This is a genomic window from Streptomyces sp. NPDC053750 (assembly GCF_044544295.1).
In the GTDB taxonomy this organism is placed as follows: Bacteria; Actinomycetota; Actinomycetes; order Streptomycetales; family Streptomycetaceae; genus Streptomyces.
Genome location: NZ_JBITXB010000009.1, coordinates 305,322 through 323,719 on the forward strand (window position 1 = coordinate 305,322; position 18,398 = coordinate 323,719).

The window sequence follows — 18,398 nt, forward strand, 5'->3', positions numbered from 1 at the left end:
TTCTCGTGTCGGCGGTACCGCGCCGGGTACCCGCACTGCCAGGGAGGGCCGGCGGCCCGGTCGGCAGACGGCCCGCGGCCCGGAAAGGGGACAGTGATGACGCAGCCCGCCGACGACCACGCTCTCGACCAGCGCGCCGGCGTTTCCGAGCTCCGTCTGGCAGCGGGGGACCCCGGACTCGTCCCCCAGAACGACGCACGCCACGAGGATCTCCCGCTCGACCGCAACCAGGCGATCCTCCAGGCGGCCAAGCAGGTGGGCTCGATCCTGAAGAAGAACGAGCACCCGTTCGCGCTGGCCGGCAGCGTCGCCGTCTACGCGCACGGCGGCACCCAGAACCTCCAGCACGACGTCGACTTCTGCATCCGGCCCGACGACGCGGAGGCCGTCGCCGCGACGCTGCGGGAGGCCGGCCTGGCGGTGTACACGCCGCCCGAGGACTGGCTGCTGAAGGCCAACTGCCTGGGCCAGCAGGTCGACCTCATCTTCGAGCTGGCGCACGAGCCGGTCACGACGGAGCTGCTGGACCGGGCCCAGGAGCTCTCGGTCGACTCGGTGCTCATGCCGGTCCTGTCGCCGACCGATCTGCTGCGCGGTCTGCTGGCGGCCTTCTCGGAGCACCACTGCGACTTCGGGGCGGTGCTGCCGATCGCCCGCACCCTGCGGGAGAAGATCGACTGGGACGAGCTGCGCCGGGACTGCGGTCAGGCTCCGATGCCGGCCGCCTTCTTCTTCATCCTCGAACGCCTGGAGATCATTGCTCCGGCCGGCCCCGCGAAGGAGGAGCAGCGATGAACGACCCCGTCGCCCATCCGGGCCCCGCGGCGAGCGGCACCGCTGCCGCTGCCGCCGCCGGGAACGTCGAGTACCGGGTCGCCCACCTGCACGACCGGCTCGCCGCGGAGGAGCTCGGCGAACTCGGCGTCCGGGCCGAGATCCGGGCCGGAGCGATCGTGATCACGGGCACGGTGCCCTCCGCGCAGTGCCGCGAGACCCTGCTGCGCATCGCCCACGAGGAGCTGGCCGGACTCACCCTGCACACCGACGTCGTGGTGGCGGAGACGACCGGCCCCGACCATGCGGAGGAGCTGTGATGATCCGCGTCGCCGCCGTCGGAGACATCCACATGGGGCCGGACAGCCAGGGACTGCTGCGGCCCGCCTTCGAGACCCTGCCCGACTGTGCCGACCTGCTGCTGCTCGCGGGGGACCTGACCCGGCACGGCACCCCGGAGGAGGCCCGGGTGGTGGCCCAGGAGGTGCGCGGCCTGCCGGTGCCGGTGGTGGCCGTCCTCGGCAACCACGACCACCACGACGAGCAGCCCGAGAAGGTCACCGCCCTCCTGCAGGACGCCGGCGTGACGGTCCTGGAGGGCGAGGGGACCGTCGTGGAGTGCGCCGGGACCCGGGTGGGCATCGCCGGGACCAAGGGGTTCGGCGGCGGTTTCGTCGGGCGCAGCGCGGGAGAGTTCGGCGAGCCGGTCATGAAGGAGTTCGTCCGGACCACCCGCCGTTCGGCGGACAGTCTGTACGCGGCACTGAAGGGGCTGGCCGAGGAGGGCTGTGCGGCCCGGGTGGCGCTGACCCACTTCTCCCCCGTCGCGGACACGCTCGCCGGGGAGCCGCTGGAGATCCATCCGTTCCTCGGCAGCTATCTGCTGGCCGAGGCGATCGACACGGCCGGAGCGGACCTGGCCGTCCACGGCCACGCCCACCTGGGCTCGGAGCACGGGATGACGGCGGGCGGGGTACGGGTGCGCAACGTGGCCCAGCCGGTGATCCGCCGGGCCTTCAACGTCTACCGGCTGGGCGCCGACTGATCACCGACCGGCGCCTCCGGACCGGGCGGTGTCCTGCGTCGTGCGTCCCAGGCAGGTGACGTCCGCGGGGTCCAGGCCGGCCGCCTCGATCACGTGGAAGCCCATCCGGTCGTAGAAGGCCCTCGCCGGTTTGTTGGCCGTCGCCATGACCAGGTGGACGGCCGGCACTCCGCGCTCCCGCAGCGCCCGCCAGAGCGTCCGCATCAGCGCCCGGCCGTGTCCGCGGCCCTGCCACGCGGGCAGCAGGTCGATGTGCAGATGGGCCGGGTACGCGGCCAGCTCGGGGACGATCATCCGCTCCGGGTCGTGCAGCAGTCCGGCGATCACCTCGTCGAGGGTGGCGGGGGCCTTCTCCGGCGCCGGGTAGCGGTCCGCGAACCGCGGCAGCCACTGGGCGCGGAACGCCTCGGCGAAGCGGGGGGTGTCCGCCGTGCCGAGGATGTAGCCGACCGCCTGCCCCTGTCCGTCGTCCAGCACGAAGGCCAGGTCGGGGTCGAAGTGGACGTAGGGGGCGGCGAAGACGGCGGGCAGGACGGCCGGGTCGGCGTACACGGGCCGGCTGTCCCGGCCGTTGTGCCCGGTGCGGATGCAGATGTCGTCGAGGGCCGGGGCGTCGGCGGGACGGTACGGGCGTACGGCGGCAGTCGGGGTCACCGCAGCATCCTGACTCATTGGGAGCGCTCCCACAAGGGTGCGGTGGGCGATGCCGCGCCGGGCGCCGAATGGCGGCGGCCGGTCCGGGCACCCGATGATCCCAGTGGGCGCACCCTCGGTACGCCCCGATGCCCCTTGGACGGGATCGATACAGCGAGAGAGAGCGAGAGAGCGTCATGAGTCTTTTGCGTATGGTCGGCCGCCCGATGCTCGCCTCGATCTTCGTCGGGGGCGGGCTGCAGTCGCTGCGCAGGCCCGGGGACGTGGCCCCGGCCGCCGAGCCGGTCGTCCGGCCGGTGACCGAGCGCGTGGCGGTGCTGCCCGACAGCACGGAGCAACTCGTACGGCTCAACGGCGCCGTGCAGGTCGTGGGCGGGGCGCTGCTCGGGCTCGGCCGCTGTCCGCGCCTGGCGGCGCTGGCCCTCGCGGTGACCCTGGTCCCCACCACGCTGGCGGCGCACCGCTACTGGGACGCGCAGGACCCGTCCGACCGCGACCAGCAGCGCATCCACTTCATGAAGAACCTGTCCATGCTGGGCGGTCTGCTGATCGCGGTCGACGACACCGGCAGTGCCCCCTCGCTGCTCTGGCGCAGTCGGCACGCCGCCCGCGACCTGCGGCACGACGCCCACCTGGTGCGCCGCTCGGTCCGGGCCACCGCCCGCCCCGCGGCGGCCGCGGGCGGCGCCCGGGCCAGGCTGGGCGTCTGACCCGCACGTCGCACGAAGCGGGCGTTAGCCCACCGGCTGCGGGGGGGACCCGACGCCCGTGGCGGGGCGGTCCCGCAACCGCCACGGACCTGCTGGAGGTGAACATGGGACACGGAGGAAACGTCATCGACGAGCTGACGACCGATCACCGTGAGGTCGAGGAGCTCTTCGGCAAGATCGAGGCGCTGCCGTCCGGTCACAAGGACCGCAAGCTGTACGCCGACCAGGCCACGATCGAGCTGGTCCGGCACTCGGTGGCGGAGGAGGCGTATCTCTACCCCGCCGTGCGCGAGCACGTGGCGAACGGGGGCGCCCTCGCGGACAAGGAACTCGAGGACCACGCCCAGGCCGAGCAGATCATGAAGGACCTGGAGGGCTGCGCGGCGGACGACGCCGAGTTCGACCGGTTGATCGGCATGCTGATGAGCGAGATCCGTGAACACGTCGCCGACGAGGAGGGCAACCTCTTCCCGAGGCTCCGTGAGGCATGTCCCGCGGAGGCTCTGGACAAGCTGGGCGACAAGGTCCGTCAGGCGAAGAAGACGGCGCCGACGCGGCCGCACCCGTCCGCCCCGGACAAGCCGCCCATGAACAAGCTCCTCGCGCCGGGTGCGGGGATGGTGGACCGGGTACGGGACGCGCTGTCGGGACGGGGGAAGTCCGGCTGAGAGCACGCACCGGCCCGTCGTGTCAGGGGCCCGTCGCCGTGGCGACGGGCCCCTGACACGCGTCGCACGGGGTCCGCCGCGGGCGGATGCTGTGATCAAGCACACTCCGCGCGCCAAGTGGGGCAGGGCGAGGGGGTGTTGTCCCCGTGCGGGCGAGTGGGGCGGTGTACGTCGGCGAGGACTCGCCGGTCCCTTCTGCCACGATGGTCCGCGCCGTCATCCGGCTCAGTGGAGCGGTCGCGCAGCGCAGCCGGCCTCTCGCTCCCGTCCCTTTCCCCTTCCGGGTCTCACGACTCGCCTTCGAGTGGCGCACTGTGTCTTCTTCCCCTGCCCCCGCCCCGCCGGCGTCCGCGCCGCCTCCCGCCTCCGCACCGTCCGAGGCCGTGTCCCGTTCGCCGTGGCGGTCCCTGAGGTACCGCAGCATGCGCTGGTGGTCGGTCGCGAACTTCGTGTCGAACGCCGGTACGTGGATGCAGCTCACGGTGCAGAACCTGCTGGTTCTGCAGATCACCGGGTCCGCCGCGGCGACGGGTCTGTCCATGTCCGTCCAGGCCGCGCCCGCGCTGCTGATCAGCGTGTTCGGCGGTGCGGCCGTCGACCGCTGGCCGCGGAAGCTGACCGCCGCGATCAGCCAGGCGCTGCTCGGCACGGTCGCGTTCGTGACGGCCGTCATGGTGGCGCTGGACCGGCTCGACGTGACCTCCCTGATGGTGCTGGCCGCGGTGACCGGCGTCGTCGCCACCGTGGACGGGCCGGCGTGCTCGCTGCTGGGCAACGATCTCGTCCCGGCCGAGGACGTGCCGTCCGCGATCGGGGTGGGCGCGCTGGTCCATCAGGCGGGCCGGCTCACGGGCGCCGCGCTGGCCGGGGTGACGGTCGGTTTCCTCGGCACGGCCGCCGCCTACGCCGCCAACGGCCTGTCGTTCCTGTTCGTGGCCGCGGTCATCCCCTTCCTGCGTCCGGCGCGCGGGGCGGTCAAGCACGTCGGGAGGGTGAAGCGCCGCGGCGAGGCGGACACCATGAGCGTGCGGGAGGGGCTGGCCTTCTTCGCGCGCCGTCCCCGGCTGCTGGCGCTGGCCGGTGTCACCGGGGTCAGCGCGGTCTTCGGGCGCAACTACCAGCTCACCCTGGCCGTGCTCGTCACCGGACCGCTCGCGGGCGGCGCCGGGTCGTTCGGCACGGTCTCCACCGTGCTGGCGGCCGGGGGCATCCTCGGCGCGGTCCTGGGTGCCCGGCTGCGCCGGCCCTCGGTGCGGATCGTGGGCGCGCTGGCGGCGGCCGGCGGGCTGCTGCAGGTGGTGGCGGGCCTGTCGCCGTCGCTGGCCGTTCTGCTGGTGATGGTGCTGCCGATGGCCGTGGTGGAGTCCGTGTCCGACACCGCGGGTACGGCGGTGCTCCAGACCGACCCGCCCGCGCACATGCGGGGCCGGGTACTCGGGGTGTGGGGCAGCATCGGCACGGTGTGGAGCCTCGGCGGACCGCCGGCGCTCGGCCTGCTGATGGAGTTCGCCGGCCCCCGTGGCGCCCTGGTCGCGGGCGGACTGATCATCGCCGCCACCATCGGCACGGGCCACCTGCTGCGCGAACGCCGGACCACGGCACCGGTGGCGGTGCGGGCAGGGGATGCGGACACGCCCGAACCGGCGGCCCTGCAAACGGCCGCCTGAGCCTCACGGCCGGGTGTGGTGGGCGTCTCCGGGGGCGGGTCAGGCGACGAGTTCCCGGCCGGGGTCGTCCAGCCGGTCGACGAGCTGGGCGTGGTGGAGTTGGGCGACGGGCGCGACGAGGTCGGGGTGGCGCAGCAGCGCCGTCGCCCGCCGGTCGCGGTCGTCGGGGGCGAGCAGACGGCGGAACTCGCCCGGCGCAGCGGCCGTCGTATCGGCCGCCAGGGCGGCCACCGCCCGGGCGGCGAGTTCCGGGTCGGTCAGCAGGCAGGCCGCCCAGCTCCCGACGACCTCGTCCACCCAGGTCCGCCAGGCGTCCGCGTCCGGGTCGGCGGCCGGGTTCCCGTCCGCGCCGGTGATCCAGTCGAGCCGGGCGGATCCGCCGGGGCCCGCCATGCCCATCAGCGCGGCGTCCATGGGGGTCGGGTAGCGCAGCCGGGCGGCGACGGTCACGGCCTGCCGCGCCTGGACCTCGCAGAGGGCGGAGGCCAGCGCGCCGCCGGACGCCGGATAGGCGTACGTGAGCCACTGGGCGGTCGCCGCGATGACGGGAGAAAGGTCTGCTTGCACTGCCGGGCCGTCCGAACTGCTCGTCGTGGGGACAGGAAGTCTGGTCGTCGTGGGACACGGTCCGTGTACGTCGTGGGACGCGGTCCGTGAAAACGGTAGCCCGCCGGGCACGGCGCGGAACATGGCCCGGCTCTCGTCGACGGCGTGGTCTGCGACACATCTCGGACACATCGCCGCCCGGCAGGAACGCGCGCACGCCCGGCCCGCTCCCTGCCCCTCACCGGTGCCCGGCGGCACTCACTGGGTCGCCTCGACGATGCAGCGCCGCAGCTCCTCGACCGCCTCCGGGGCGCCCTCGACCGTCGTCCCGTCGTCACCGTCGGCGTCGTGGCGGTTCCACAGCCGGCGCAGCACGGCCTGCGGGGAACCGCTCAGCGTCACGTCGGCCGTGCCGTCGCCCGCGCCGTCCGTCACCGTGAACTCCCCGGGACCGGTCCGCACCCGCCAGGCCGTGTCCCCGGCCCGCACCAGGAAGGTGCGGCCGGGCGAGGCGTCGAGGACGTCGGTGAAGTACTCGCCCCACTCGGCGACGGAGTAGCCCGCGAAGATCTTGAGCAGTTCGTCGATCCCGTCCACCGCGAGATCGTCCGGGACGGGTGCGACGGGCTGTCCGGTGGCGAGCTCGGCGTCGATCCGGTGGACGACGGTCTCCTGCGCCATCCGCCGGATCCAGAAGCCGACGCTCTGGTCGGGGCCGTACCAGGTGGCGGCCGGGGCCTCGGGAGCGCGGACGGCGAACTCGGCGCGCAGCGCGGTGTACCCGCGGTCGAGCAGCGCCGCCGGCTCCTCCTCGGCGAACTCCTTCGGCGGCCAGTCCTCGCGCTCGACGCCGTCGCGCATGGCGACGGTCTTGTGCAGGTAGACCTCGCCGACGTGGCGGGTCAGGTCGGCGACGGTCCAGCCGGGGCAGGTCGGCACCGGCGCGCCGGGGTCGGCGTCGGCGACGACCCGCAGGCGGTCGTAGTCGGCGGCGAGACAGTCGAGAAGGCGGGTGAACTCCATGCGGCAGAGCCAAGCACACGCTCAGTGGTCCGTCACGGCGTTTGTTGTCCTCCCGGCAGCGGTCCGCTCACCAGGCCCCGCTGGGGAGCGCGGGACGGCGGACGGCTTCCGCGGCGTCCCGCAGATGCAGGGCGACCGTGATCAGGGCCCGCAGAGCGGACGGACGCAGGCTCTGGGCACTCTCGGCGGCCAGCACCAGCAGGCAGCCCGCGGCCTGCTCGACGACCGGCACCGAGAACGCGAAGTCGTCGCCGTCGGCCCCGCGGAACGCCCGCCAGGGGGTCGCGGCGCCGTCGATGGCCTTCTGGACCGCCTGCTCGAGGTGCTGGGCGGCCTGCTCGCACACGGGGGCGGGCAGGATGATGGTGCGATGGAACGCTGAACTGGTCATAATCCCACTGCTCCCCCGCACCCGGGTCCTTCGATCGCCGTACCGGCCGTTTTTCACCGGGTCGGCCGCAGCCGGTCCTGGCCCTGTCTAGGCTGGTGGCCGTGTCTCCCCCCACCTCGCCCTCGGTCGCCGCGGCCCGGTTCACCGGGCGCACGGTGACCGGTGAGCGCCGGCTGTCCGGATCGCTCGCCGAAGTCACCCTCGACGACGGGCGCACGGTGATGGCCAAACGCGGCGACGGCACCGGAGCGGCGCGGGCCGAGGCCGCCGGGCTGCGTTGGCTGGCCGAGGCCGGCACGGTACGGGTCCCGGCGGTGCACGGCGACGACGAGCACTGGCTGGTCACCGACCGCGTGGCGCAGGGGCGGGCCGGTGCCGGGGCGGCGGCCCGGTTCGGCCGGGACCTGGCCGCCCTGCACGCCGCCGGGGCGCCCGCGTTCGGGGCCCCGCCGCCCGGCGGACCCGCGGAGGCGTTCATCGGGCTCGCCCCGATGCGCAACGTCACCGGGGACGACTGGCCGCGCTGGTACGCCGAGCACCGGGTGCTGCCGTATCTGCGCGACGCGGTGGACGCCGGGACCGTCCGGCCGGACGAGGCCGCCGACGTCGAGCGGGTCTGCGAGCGGCTGCCCGAGCTGGCGGGTCCCGCCGAGCCGCCCGCCCGGCTGCACGGCGACCTGTGGAACGGCAATGTGCTGTGGGGCGCCGACGGGCACGTCCACCTGATCGACCCGGCCGCGCACGGCGGGCACCGGGAGACCGACCTGGCGATGCTGAGCCTCTTCGGCTGCCCGCATCTGGACCGTGTCCTGGCGGGCTACCAGGAGGCCGCGCCGCTGGCCGACGGCTGGGCGGGCCGCGTCGGCGTGCACCAGCTCTTCCCGCTGCTGGTGCACGCCGTGCTGTTCGGACGCGGCTACGCCGAGCAGGCCCTCGCGGTCGCCCGGAGGGCCCTGTCCGCCGGCTGACCGTTCACCGGGTCAGGGGGTTCACGGTCACGGGGTCAACGGTCACGGGTTCACCGTGTCACCACGTGCCGCTCGTCGGGGACGCAGTGGGTCATGGTCAGCCCCGCGACGTCGCGGGGCGGGTTCTTGCCCAGGTTCGCCAGCCGCTTGCGGTCCTCCTCGGTGAGGTCCTGGCTCGCCAGCGGCTCCAGGCCCGCCACGTCCTCGGGAGTGATCCCGAGGCCCTCGCCGACCCGCAGGCCGAGGTCGTTCTCGACGAGCAGGAAGTGCCAGACCATGCGTTCCTGCACCGGCCGGTCGCACTGCGACAGGAGGGTGACGAAGTTCTTCACCAGGTCGTCGCGCTCCCACTCCTCCAGCAGCAGGTAGCGCTGGCCGGCCTGCAGGTAGTCGTTGGTGCGCGGGATGCGCTTGCGGGTGAGCCGGCCCCGGATCTCCGGCCCCTGCTCGTCGTGGGTGGGGTAGTGGGCCTCGCGCAGGCTGCCGTCGGTGATCGACGGTTCGTAGTTCACCGCCGGGTTGTCGCCGCCGTCGACGTGGTAGGCCATCTGGCCGTCGCGCTGGTTGGTGTTGACCTCCGCGTGCTTGGCCTGGTTGACGGGCAGTTGGAGATAGTTCGGGCCGACCCGGTAGCGCTGGGTGTCGCTGTAGGAGAACGTCCGGCCGACCAGCATCTTGTCGTCGGAGAAGTCCAGTCCGTCGACGAGGACGCCGGTGCCGAAGGAGATCTGCTCGTTCTCGGCGAAGAAGTTGTCCGGCATCCGGGTCAGGACCATCCGGCCCACCGGCTTCGGCGGGAAGTCCTGCTCGGGCCAGGTCTTGGTGTCGTCCAGCGGGTCGAAGTCCAGCTCCGGGTGGTCGTTGTCGTCCATCATCTGGACGAGGAGCTCCCATTCGGGATGTTCGCCGCGCGCGATCGCCTCGTAGAGGTCCTTGGTGGCGTGCCCGAGCGAGTCGGCCTGGACGTTGGCCGCGTCCTCCTCGGTCATGCTGCGCACACCCTGCTTGGGCATCCAGTGGTACTTGACCAGGAAGGTCTTCCCCCCGGCGTTCACCCACTTGTAGGTGTTGACGCCGAAGCCCTGCATGTGGCGGTAGTCGGCCGGGATGCCGCGCGGGCTGAACAGGTTGACCAGCATGTGCATCGCCTCCGGCGTCTGCGACATGAAGTCGAAGATGCGGCGCGGCTGCTGCTCGAAGGTCACCGGGTCGGGCTTGAGCGCGTGGATCACGTCCGGGAACTTGATCGCGTCGCGGATGAAGAAGACGCCCAGGTTGTTGCCGACGAGGTCCCAGTTGCCGTCCTCGGTGTAGAACTTCACCGCGAAGCCGCGGGGGTCGCGGGCGGCCTCGGAGGAGTCTCGTCCGCCGATGACGGTGGAGAACCTGACCGCCAGATCGGTGCGCTTGCCCTCGTCCTGGAACAGCTTGGCCCGGGTGTACCGCTCGATCGGCTCGTCGCCCCACTTGCCGTACGCCACGAAGCAGCCGTACGCCGTCACCCCGCGGGCGTGCACGACGCGCTCGGGGATGCGCTCCCGGTCGAAGTGGCTGATCTTCTCCAGGAACTGGTAGTTCTCCAGAGTGGCCGGTCCGCGGGCGCCGACCGTGCGCTGGTTCTGGTTGTCGTAGACGGGGTGCCCCTGCCGGTTCGTGAGCACCTTGCGCTCGTCGCCCGGAGCGGGGCCCTGGCTCGATACGTCCGTCATGGTGGGGGCTCCTTCGACTCGTTGCTGCCCGCAGACAAGGCCCTGAGCTGCGAGGCGGCCGTCGGCCGCGCAGATCGGCGCCCCGGGTACCCACGGCGAGCCGTCCGATACACACCGTTTTACACAGGTTTCCCGCCTCGCGCACCGAGGGCCCGGACGCCCAGGCCACCTGGACGTCCGGGCCCCGCGGGCGGGTCGCGTCAGCTGCCGTTCAATCGGGCGCGCAGCAGTTGCTTGCCCAGTTCGGCGCCCTTGCGGCTGTCCGACTGGGCCTTGCGGAACAGCTCCGCGACCTCGGTGTCCTTGGTGCGCTCCGCGTCCTGGATGTACGTCTCCAGGCGCAGCGCGTTGTTGAGGCACGACTCGACGTACCAGATGAGGTTGTAGTCCTTGTCCTGCGTGCCGGTCACGCCGCCGGTCTCCGTGCCGCTGGTCATGCGGGCCTCCTCCTCGAGGTGGGATCCGAAGTGCGGGCCGGGTACCCGGGGCCTCACGGGACACACAGCTCCACGAGGGCACGGTCACCACGAGGGCACGGTCGCCGCGGGGGCGCGACCGGTCCCCCGTTCCGGTCGTGCCTCCCGCGGCCCGTCGAACCTACGTGGACGGCTCGGCCGTTGTGAATCGTGCCGATGCCCGCTGCCGGGCCGGACGGGCTCACCCGTGCACAGGTGAGTCCGGATGGTCCGGTTTCGTCCCGTGCAGGCGGGGCTGCTCGAGGTCGCCCGCCGCCAGATGGGCGAGCACGACCTCGTACAGGTCGCTGCCGGCCGCGAGCAGCCGGCGTTCGAGGACGGGCTCCGCGCTGCGGACGTGCTCGCGCACGGTCTGGGCGTGGAAGCCGAGCGACCGAGCGGCCCGCTCCGCGTTGCCGCCGACGGCGATCCAGGCGCGCAGCGTGCGCCGCAGGTTCCGGGCGTCCGGCTCCAGGCGGCCGAGCAGGTCGTCGGCCCAGGTGCGCAGCGCGGGCCCGGTGAGCAGGTCGGCGAGGTGGGCGCCGCCGGGTCGTACGGCGGCGCCGTCGGCGAGGTACTGGTCGAGACCTGCCTGGGCGTTCAGGGCCAGGTGGACGGTGGCCCGCACGGCCAGGTCGGTGAAGTCGGTGCGCAGCAGTGTCTCGACCCGGTCCATGCGGGCGCGGACGGTGTTGCGGCTGACGCCGAGGACCTTCGCGGTGGCGACGGCGGTGAACTCCAGGCCGAGCCGGGTGGTGGCCAGGAGCTCGGCGCGTGTGTGGTGCGGCAGGGTGTCGAGCGGGCGCAGCACCTGGGCCGTCCAGCCGTGCAGCGCCGCCGGGTCCATCAGCCGCTCGGGGTGGGTCCGCTCGGCGTACACGGCCGCCTTCTGCGGACGGAACCGGGCAACCGCCAGCGCGCTCACGGCCTGCGCGTACGCCGTGGCGGTGCGGGCGAGGCTCTGCCGGGCGCTGCCGCCGAGGAAGACGCCGGGGAGCCGGCCGACGAGCGTGCGCAGATCCTGGCCGGCCGTGTCGCGGGGCGTCAGGACGATCACATGGCCGTCCATGGCCGGGCACCGCACGACCAGCGCCCGTTCCCCCGTCGCCGACAGGCACTCCTCGGCGAGCCGGTCGCGGTCCCCGGGGCTGCTCTCCACGACGTAGACGCAGGCCGTCTCGGTGTCGAGGAGGCCCGGCCAGAGTCCGGCGGCCACGCGGCGGGCGGAGACGGTGTCCTCGACCATCAGCAGTTGCAGGATGGCCAGGCGCAGGTCGGAGGTGGCCCGCCGCAGCCGGAGCCCGGCCGCGGCCGACTCGTGGCCGGCCAGCAGGAGCTCCACCACCTGGGCGGTGTGCGTGACGATGTCGAAGGCGCGCCGGTCGAAGGGCGTCTCCCGTGCCACCGCGAGGACGGCGGCCGGCGCCGGGTGGGACCGCTCCACCCGGACGAGGCGCAGATGGCGGCCCCGGTCCTCCAGGGCGGCGGAGGCGATGCGGCCGGTGGTGAGGTGGGCGACGAGGTCCTCGTCGAGCGGGACGCGGGTGCCGGCCAGCAGGCGTCCGGTGCCGTCCTGGAGGGAGACGGCCGCGTGCACGGCTCCCGCGAGCCAGGCCACGACCCTGGGTACGTCGCGTGCGGTCGGCCGCAGGTGGTCGAGGAGTTCCTCCGCCCATCCCGCCCGCCCGCCGTCGGCTTCCTGCCGCGGTGTCCCGTCGTCTCGGCCCGCCACGTCGGCCTTCTCCTCGTCCTCGCTCCGACCTCGGCCCAGGCCGGGGACGTTACCTCATGCCCCTGCGGCCCGGCAGGCCCCGCGTGACGGTGGGCGGCATGACCGGACCTGCTGGGTCCGCAGGCGTGGGCGGCATAAGCTCGGTGAATGGCGAAGTACTTCGACGTGCACCCCGACAACCCCCAGCCGCGCAGCATCGCCCAGGTCGCCGACAGCGTCCGCTCGGGCGCGCTGATCGCGTACCCCACGGACTCCTGCTACGCGCTGGGCTGCAGGCTGGGCAGCCGCGACGGGATCGACCGCATCCGGTCGATCCGGGCCCTGGACAACCGGCACCACTTCACCCTGGTGTGCCAGGACTTCGCGCAGCTCGGCCAGTTCGTACAGATCGACAACGACGTGTTCCGGGCGATCAAGGCATCGACCCCGGGCAGCTACACCTTCATCCTCCCGGCGACGCGGGAGGTGCCGCGCATGCTCCAGCACCCGAAGAAGAAGACCGTCGGCGTGCGCATCCCCGACCACGTCGTCACCCAGGCCCTCCTTGCGGAGCTCGGTGAACCGCTGCTGTCCAGCACCCTCCTGCTGCCCGGTGAGGACGAGCCGATGACCCAGGGGTGGGAGATCAAGGACCGGCTCGACCACGTGGTGGACGCGGTGATCGACTCCGGGGACTGCGGCACCGAGCCGACGACGGTCGTCGACTTCTCCGGCGGTGAGGCGGAGATCGTGCGGCAGGGCGCCGGCGACACGACCCGGTTCGAGTAGCGGGCCCGGCCGAGGGGGCCGCCTCGGTCCCCTGCGGGGCGTGCCAGGATGACCATGATCCGCCGGAGCCGCCGGCGGCTCGTCCATCCGGGCACGACAGAACCGAGGCACGACAGAGAGGCAGCCCGCCATGACCGCCGTACAGGGAACCGCTGTCGACCTCCCCACCGAGGACGGCACCGCAGACGCCTACCTGGTCCACCCCGCCGACGGGGGACCGCACCCCGCGGTCCTGTTCTTCATGGACGCCTTCGGGCTGCGTCCGCGGCTGAGGGCGATGGCCGACCGGCTGGCCGGTGCCGGATACACCGTCCTGGTGCCGAACCTCTTCTACCGGCAGGGGCGGGCCCCGGTCGTGGAACTGCCCGCGTTCATCGGCCCCGAGGCGCGGCCCGGGCTCTTCGAGCGCATCGGACCGGCCTTCCACGCCCTCACGCCCGAGCGGGCGATGCGGGACGCCGGGGCCTTTCTGCGGTGGCTGGCGCAGTGCCCGGCGGCGGCCGGCGGCCCGGTCGCGCTGACCGGCTACTGCCTGGGCGCCGGGATCGCCCTGCGCACCGCCGGCACGTACCCGGACCGGGTCGCCGCGGCGGCCGGCTTCCACGGCTCGCACCTGGCGGCCGAGGACCCGCAGAGCCCGCACCTGTCGGCCGAACACATCACCGCCGAGCTGTACTTCGCCCACGCGGACCAGGACCCGTCCATGCCGCCCGAGCAGCAGGAGCGTCTGACGCAGGCCCTGACCGCGGCCGGGGTCCGGCATCGCTGCGAGGTGTACGACGGTGCGCAGCACGGCTACACGCAGGCCGACACCTCGGCGTACGACCCGGAGGCGACCGAGCGGCACTGGGAGGCGCTGCTCGACCTCCTGAAGCGGACGCTCTGACCGGGTGCGGGCGGCGGGGTCACCAGCGGCCCGGCTCGCTGCCGGTGACCGGCTCGGACGGGGTGCCGTCGACCCCGGCGGGTACGTCGCCTGCGAGCATCACCCGGTGCATGGTCCGGGGGTGGCCGAGGTGGGCGTTGTCGCTCGGCGCGAGGTGGATCGTGGCCCGGTTGTCCCAGAACGCGACACTGCCCGGCTCCCAGCGGAAGCGGACGGTGTACTCCGGCCGGGTCGCCTGCTCCAGCAGCATCTCCAGGATCGCCGCGCTCTCGGGGCGGGAGAGTCCGGCGATCTGCTCGACGTAGTAGCCGTTGACGAACAGCACCCGCTCCCCGGTCTCCGGGTGGACGCGGACCAGCGGGTGCACGGTCGCGGTCTGGTGGTCCAACAGGTGCCGGACGTAGGCGTCGTCGCCCGGCCGGGGCTGGTAGCCGACGCCGAGGCGGTGTTCGGCGCGCAGGGTGTCGACGAACGCGCGCATCGGGGCGGACAGTCCGGCGTAGGCGGCGGCGAGGTTCGACCAGGTGGTGTCGCCGCCGTACGGCGGTACCGTCTCGGCGCGCAGGATCGTGGCGGCCGGCGGGTCGACGCGGGCGCCGTGGTCGCAGTGCCAGCCACGGAGCAGCGTGTGGCGCCGGCGTCGCAGCCACTCGTCGTGCTCCATCCCGAACCGTCCGCCGAGTTCCAGCCGGTCGGCGGTGGTCTCGATCTCCGGGAAGCCGGCCGGCGAGGCCTTGCCGCGCCAGGGCAGGACCACCGGCTCGCCGAAGAGACGCGCGAACGCCACGTGTCCGGCGTGGTCGAGGCGCTGGTCCCGGAAGAACACCACCTTCCAGCGCAGCACCGCCGCCCGGATCGCCGCGACCTGCGCCGCGGCGAGGCCTTCGGCCAGGTCGACGCCGCCGATGTCGGCGCCGATGTGACCGGCGGCCGGTTTGACCTCGATCCCCGCGGCCTCGGCCGCCTCACGTTCCGCCAAGGCCCTGTCCGTCGTCATGCGCCCTCCGTCGGTCGCTCGTCCGGTCGGTCGATCCACGTGGCTTGCTCCCGCAGAGATCGTGGCAGAAGGCCTGCCGCGCCGTCCGGTTGATCACCACTCACCCCGTGGGTGACGCTGGACGGGCGGCAACCGCCGCACTCGGTCGAGGAAAGGTCCCACGGTGATCAGCATCCCGACGCACACGCTCAACGACGGCACCACGCTTCCCGCCCTGGGTCTGGGCACCTGGCCGATGAAGGACGACGAGGCCGAGCGGGCGGTCCGCGAGGCCCTGGAGACGGGTTACCGCCTGATCGACACGGCGACGAACTACCGCAACGAGACCGGTGTGGGCCGCGGGGTGGCCGGCAGCGGCGTCCCCCGCGAGGACATCGTGGTGACGACCAAGCTGCCCGGCCGGCACCACGGCTACGAGGAGACGCTCGCCTCGTTCGAGGAGTCCCGCGCCCGGCTCGGCCTGGAGTACGTGGACCTGTATCTGATCCACTGGCCGCTGCCCCGGGTGGACAAGTACGTCGACTCCTGGAAGGCCATGGTCAAGCTGCGCGACGACCAACTCGTGCGCTCCATCGGCGTCTCGAACTTCACGGCCGGTCACATCGAGCGGCTCGAGAAGGAGACCGGTGTCCTGCCCTCCGTCAACCAGATCGAGCTGCACCCGCTCCTCCCGCAGGAGGAACTGCGCGCCTTTCACGAACGCAAGGGCATCCGCACCGAGAGCTGGAGCCCGCTGGGCCGCGGCAGCAAACTGCTGGACGATCCGGCGGTCGTCGCGGTCGCCGACGCGCACGGTGTGACGCCGGCCCAGGCGGTCCTGCGCTGGCACACCCAGCTCGGCGCGGTACCCATCCCGAAGTCCTCCGACCCCGCACGGCAGCGGGCCAACCTCGACGTGTTCGGCTTCGCACTGGACGCCGGTCAGATGCGGGCGGTCGCGGACCGGGCACACCGGCGGATCGGCGGCGACCCGGAGGTGCACGAGGAGTTCTGACGGGGTTGCCGGCACGGGCCGTCCTCGCCGCGAAGAGCCGGGAGCCGTGGCTCACTGGGCGGGCAGCGGCTGTTCGGCCCAGATGGTCTTTCCGCTGCTCGTCTGCCGGCTGCCCCAGCGCTGGGTGAGCTGGGCGACCAGCAGCAGGCCCCGGCCGCCCTCGTCGTAGGCGTGGGCCCGCCGCAGGTGGGGTGAGGTGGCGCTGCCGTCGGAGACCTCGCAGATGAGGGTGGTGTCCCGGATGAGGCGCAGCTGGATGGGCGGTTCGCCGTACCGGATCGCGTTGGTGACGAGCTCACTGACGACGAGCTCGGTGACGAACGCCTCCTCGCCCAGGCCCCACTCCCCCAGCTGCTCGACGACGTCCCGCCGGACGGCGGCCACGTGCGCGGGGTCGGACCGGACGTCCCAGGTACGGATCCGGTCCGTGCCCAGCGCCCGGGTGCAGGCCAGCAGCAGCGCCACGTCGTCGCCGGGCTCCTCCGGCATCACGGCCTTGAGCACGCTGTCGCACAGCGCGTCGAGCGAGTTCGCGGGCGCGGTCAGCGCCCGGCACAGCTCCGCGGCGGCATGGTCGACGTCGCGGTCGCGGTCGTCGAGGAGGCCGTCGGTGTACAGGGCGACGACGGAGCCCTCGGGCAGCACCAGCTCGGTCGCCTCGAACGGCAGCCCGCCCACGCCGAGCGGCGGCCCGGCGGTCACGGGGACGAGTTGTGCGGTGCCGTCGGGCAGGACGACGGCGGGCGCCGGGTGGCCGGCGGCGGCCAGGGTGAGGACCCGGGTGACGGGGTCGTAGACGGTGTAGAGACAGGTGGCGCCCAGTTCGGCGATCTCTGCGCCGTCGTCGCCGGCCGCGAGGTGGGTGACGAGGTCGTCGAGGTGGGTGAGGAGTTCGTCGGGGGGCAGGTCGACGTCGGCGAGGGTGCGCACGGCCGTGCAGAGGCGGCCCATGGTCGCCGTGGACGGGATGCCGTGGCCGACCACGTCGCCGACGACGAGCGCGACCCGGCTGCCGGACAGCGGGATCACGTCGAACCAGTCGCCGCCGATGCCGGCCGCGGAAACGGAGGGCAGATAGCGGTGGGCCACCTCGACCGCCGCCTGTCCGGGCAGACCTCGGGGCTGCAGGCTGTGCTGCAGGACGAGTGCGGTGGCGCGCTCGCGGGCGAAACGGCGGGCGTTGTCGACGCAGACCGCGGCCCGGCTGGCGAGTTCCTGCATGAGGACGGCGTCGTCGTCGGCGTACGGTGCCTGCGGCCTGGTGCGGACGGCCAGCACCACGCCCAGGGTGGTGCCGCGGGCCATCAGCGGCACCGCCAGGGCGGAGCAGACACGCTCCCGGTAGGCGCGGTTGTGCGGGGCCTGCTCATTGCGGATCCGCATCCACCGGTCGAAGTCCGGGTCGCCCGGGCCGGTGCGCACCGGCCGCCCCTCTCTCAGCGCCTGCGCCGAGGCCGAGCACGGCGGGTGGACGTCGATCTCGCCGAGGTGCACGGAGGCCCTGGGAAAACCGTCGGTGGTGACGCTGTGCGCAACGCGGCGCAGCCCGGCGTCCTCGGCCGGCACGACGAAGGGCCGTTCGGTGTCCAGGACCCAGTCGAACAGGTTGACGGCGGCGAAGTCGGCGAATCGCGGCACGAGGAACTCGATCAGTTCCTCGGTGGTGCGCACGACGTCCAGGGTGGTGCCGATGCCGGTCGCGGCCTCGCTCAGCAGGGTCAGTCGTTGGTGCGCCCGGTGCTGGTCGGTGCTCTCGAAGCCCGCGGCGACCACGGCGGCCACTTCCCCCGACGCGTCGCGGACCGGCCACATCTCGATCACCCAGGCGTGCTCGCCGAGCCGGGAGGAGGCGGACGTGAAGGTCTCGTAGCGGACGGGGCGGCCGGTGTCGACGACCTGCCGCAGGTGCACCCCGATCTGCACGCCGTCCAGGTCCACCGCCTCTATGACGTCCGGCAGCCGCCGTCCGATGATGTCCTCCTCCGGCATACCCAGCATCCGGCGCGCGGCTTCGTTGACCCGCAGGTAGCGATGCCGGGTGTCGTGGACGGACATCGCCAAAGACGCCTGCCGGAAGACCTCCCCGGTCAGCAGAAACGTTTCCGAGTCGGGCGGTTCGACCGTCACCATGTATCCCGCCGGGGTGCCGGTCACCCCCAGCAGCGGACTGGCGCGCAGGGTCAGCGCGACGGTGGACCCGTCCCGGTGGCGGAGCAGGACCGTGCCCGACAGCGCGGCCGGTGGCCCGGGCGGCACCACGCCGGCGAGCAGGTCGCGCGCGGGCCGGCCCACCGCCTCCTCGGCCGGATAGCCGGTCAGCCGCCGGGCGCCCTCGCTCCACCCCGTCACCGTGCCGTGCACGTCCAGGGTCGCCGCGGCGGAGGCCTGCTCCATAGCGTCCAGGATTGACC

19 protein-coding genes are annotated in these 18,398 nt (G+C 73.3%); 10 read left to right on the plus strand and 9 right to left on the minus strand.

Annotation, left to right across the window (positions count from 1 at the left end; all coding sequences use genetic code 11):
* Positions 1–96: 96 nt before the first annotated feature.
* From ACIGO6_RS25850 to ACIGO6_RS25860, 3 genes are read left to right on the plus strand one after another with little or no spacing between them, the layout of a single operon-like run.
* Entirely contained in the window at positions 97–795 is a 699-nt protein-coding gene (locus ACIGO6_RS25850; protein WP_399879956.1) for a nucleotidyltransferase family protein, read from the plus strand.
* Positions 792–1,094, plus strand: a complete 303-nt coding sequence (locus ACIGO6_RS25855) for a BON domain-containing protein (protein WP_399879959.1) — start codon at positions 792–794, stop codon at positions 1,092–1,094. Before ACIGO6_RS25850 ends, ACIGO6_RS25855 begins: the two co-directional genes overlap by 4 nt.
* Positions 1,094–1,819: a metallophosphoesterase gene (locus tag ACIGO6_RS25860; RefSeq protein ID WP_399879962.1), complete on the plus strand. Its 726-nt coding sequence runs from the start codon at positions 1,094–1,096 to the stop codon at positions 1,817–1,819. Before ACIGO6_RS25855 ends, ACIGO6_RS25860 begins: the two co-directional genes overlap by 1 nt.
* Here the strand turns inward: ACIGO6_RS25860 and ACIGO6_RS25865 are convergent, their stop codons facing one another.
* Positions 1,820–2,473, minus strand: coding sequence for a GNAT family N-acetyltransferase (locus tag ACIGO6_RS25865; RefSeq protein WP_399879964.1), 654 nt, complete (start codon positions 2,471–2,473; stop codon positions 1,820–1,822).
* A gap of 176 nt (positions 2,474–2,649) precedes the next feature.
* Here ACIGO6_RS25865 and ACIGO6_RS25870 point away from each other — a divergent pair, with 176 nt between their 5' ends.
* The 3 genes from ACIGO6_RS25870 to ACIGO6_RS25880 all read left to right on the plus strand — a co-directional run bounded on the left by ACIGO6_RS25870 (position 2,650) and on the right by ACIGO6_RS25880 (position 5,518).
* A complete protein-coding gene (locus ACIGO6_RS25870; protein ID WP_399879967.1) occupies positions 2,650–3,183 on the plus strand; it encodes a DoxX family membrane protein in 534 nt (177 codons plus the stop codon).
* A gap of 104 nt (positions 3,184–3,287) precedes the next feature.
* Positions 3,288–3,851 (plus strand): hemerythrin domain-containing protein, encoded by a 564-nt coding sequence (locus ACIGO6_RS25875; protein WP_399879970.1) that lies wholly within the window; start codon positions 3,288–3,290, stop codon positions 3,849–3,851.
* 422 nt (positions 3,852–4,273) lie between these two features.
* On the plus strand, positions 4,274–5,518 hold the full coding sequence (locus ACIGO6_RS25880; protein WP_399879973.1) for an MFS transporter: 1,245 nt from the start codon (positions 4,274–4,276) through the stop codon (positions 5,516–5,518).
* Between the two features lie 39 nt (positions 5,519–5,557).
* Here ACIGO6_RS25880 and ACIGO6_RS25885 read toward each other — a convergent pair whose 3' ends face one another.
* The 3 genes from ACIGO6_RS25885 to ACIGO6_RS25895 all read right to left on the minus strand — a co-directional run bounded on the left by ACIGO6_RS25885 (position 5,558) and on the right by ACIGO6_RS25895 (position 7,478).
* Positions 5,558–6,085 carry a hypothetical protein gene (locus ACIGO6_RS25885; protein ID WP_399879976.1) on the minus strand — a complete coding sequence of 176 codons (528 nt, stop codon included), beginning with the start codon at positions 6,083–6,085 and terminating at the stop codon, positions 5,558–5,560.
* Positions 6,086–6,322: 237 nt separating this feature from the next.
* Complete coding sequence (locus tag ACIGO6_RS25890; protein ID WP_399879978.1) at positions 6,323–7,087, minus strand: maleylpyruvate isomerase family mycothiol-dependent enzyme; 765 nt, start codon at positions 7,085–7,087, stop codon at positions 6,323–6,325.
* Positions 7,088–7,154: 67 nt separating this feature from the next.
* Positions 7,155–7,478, minus strand: coding sequence for a hypothetical protein (locus ACIGO6_RS25895; protein WP_399879980.1), 324 nt, complete (start codon positions 7,476–7,478; stop codon positions 7,155–7,157).
* 95 nt (positions 7,479–7,573) lie between these two features.
* On the opposite strand from ACIGO6_RS25895, the gene ACIGO6_RS25900 reads away from it, so the two are divergent.
* Complete coding sequence (locus tag ACIGO6_RS25900; RefSeq protein WP_399879983.1) at positions 7,574–8,446, plus strand: fructosamine kinase family protein; 873 nt, start codon at positions 7,574–7,576, stop codon at positions 8,444–8,446.
* A gap of 50 nt (positions 8,447–8,496) precedes the next feature.
* On the opposite strand, the gene ACIGO6_RS25905 is transcribed toward ACIGO6_RS25900, so the two are convergent.
* From ACIGO6_RS25905 to ACIGO6_RS25915, 3 genes are all read right to left on the minus strand, one after another.
* A complete protein-coding gene (locus ACIGO6_RS25905; protein WP_399879986.1) occupies positions 8,497–10,155 on the minus strand; it encodes a catalase in 1,659 nt (552 codons plus the stop codon).
* A gap of 200 nt (positions 10,156–10,355) precedes the next feature.
* Complete coding sequence (locus tag ACIGO6_RS25910; RefSeq protein ID WP_399879990.1) at positions 10,356–10,592, minus strand: hypothetical protein; 237 nt, start codon at positions 10,590–10,592, stop codon at positions 10,356–10,358.
* A 220-nt stretch (positions 10,593–10,812) separates the two neighbouring features.
* A complete protein-coding gene (locus ACIGO6_RS25915; protein WP_399879993.1) occupies positions 10,813–12,342 on the minus strand; it encodes a helix-turn-helix domain-containing protein in 1,530 nt (509 codons plus the stop codon).
* Between the two features lie 147 nt (positions 12,343–12,489).
* Between ACIGO6_RS25915 and ACIGO6_RS25920 the strand changes: the two genes are divergently transcribed.
* Together ACIGO6_RS25920 and ACIGO6_RS25925 are read left to right on the plus strand one after the other, a co-directional pair.
* The gene (locus tag ACIGO6_RS25920) at positions 12,490–13,110 is read left to right on the plus strand and encodes an L-threonylcarbamoyladenylate synthase (protein WP_399879996.1); all 621 of its coding nucleotides are present in this window, start codon (positions 12,490–12,492) and stop codon (positions 13,108–13,110) included.
* 130 nt (positions 13,111–13,240) lie between these two features.
* Positions 13,241–13,996, plus strand: a complete 756-nt coding sequence (locus ACIGO6_RS25925; protein ID WP_399879999.1) for a dienelactone hydrolase family protein — start codon at positions 13,241–13,243, stop codon at positions 13,994–13,996.
* Between the two features lie 19 nt (positions 13,997–14,015).
* On the opposite strand, the gene ACIGO6_RS25930 is transcribed toward ACIGO6_RS25925, so the two are convergent.
* Positions 14,016–14,993: a TauD/TfdA dioxygenase family protein gene (locus tag ACIGO6_RS25930; RefSeq protein WP_399880001.1), complete on the minus strand. Its 978-nt coding sequence runs from the start codon at positions 14,991–14,993 to the stop codon at positions 14,016–14,018.
* A 163-nt stretch (positions 14,994–15,156) separates the two neighbouring features.
* On the opposite strand from ACIGO6_RS25930, the gene ACIGO6_RS25935 reads away from it, so the two are divergent.
* Positions 15,157–15,987 carry an aldo/keto reductase gene (locus ACIGO6_RS25935; RefSeq protein ID WP_399880004.1) on the plus strand — a complete coding sequence of 277 codons (831 nt, stop codon included), beginning with the start codon at positions 15,157–15,159 and terminating at the stop codon, positions 15,985–15,987.
* Between the two features lie 51 nt (positions 15,988–16,038).
* On the opposite strand, the gene ACIGO6_RS25940 is transcribed toward ACIGO6_RS25935, so the two are convergent.
* Positions 16,039–18,381, minus strand: a complete 2,343-nt coding sequence (locus ACIGO6_RS25940; protein WP_399880006.1) for a SpoIIE family protein phosphatase — start codon at positions 18,379–18,381, stop codon at positions 16,039–16,041.
* Positions 18,382–18,398 lie beyond the last annotated feature (17 nt).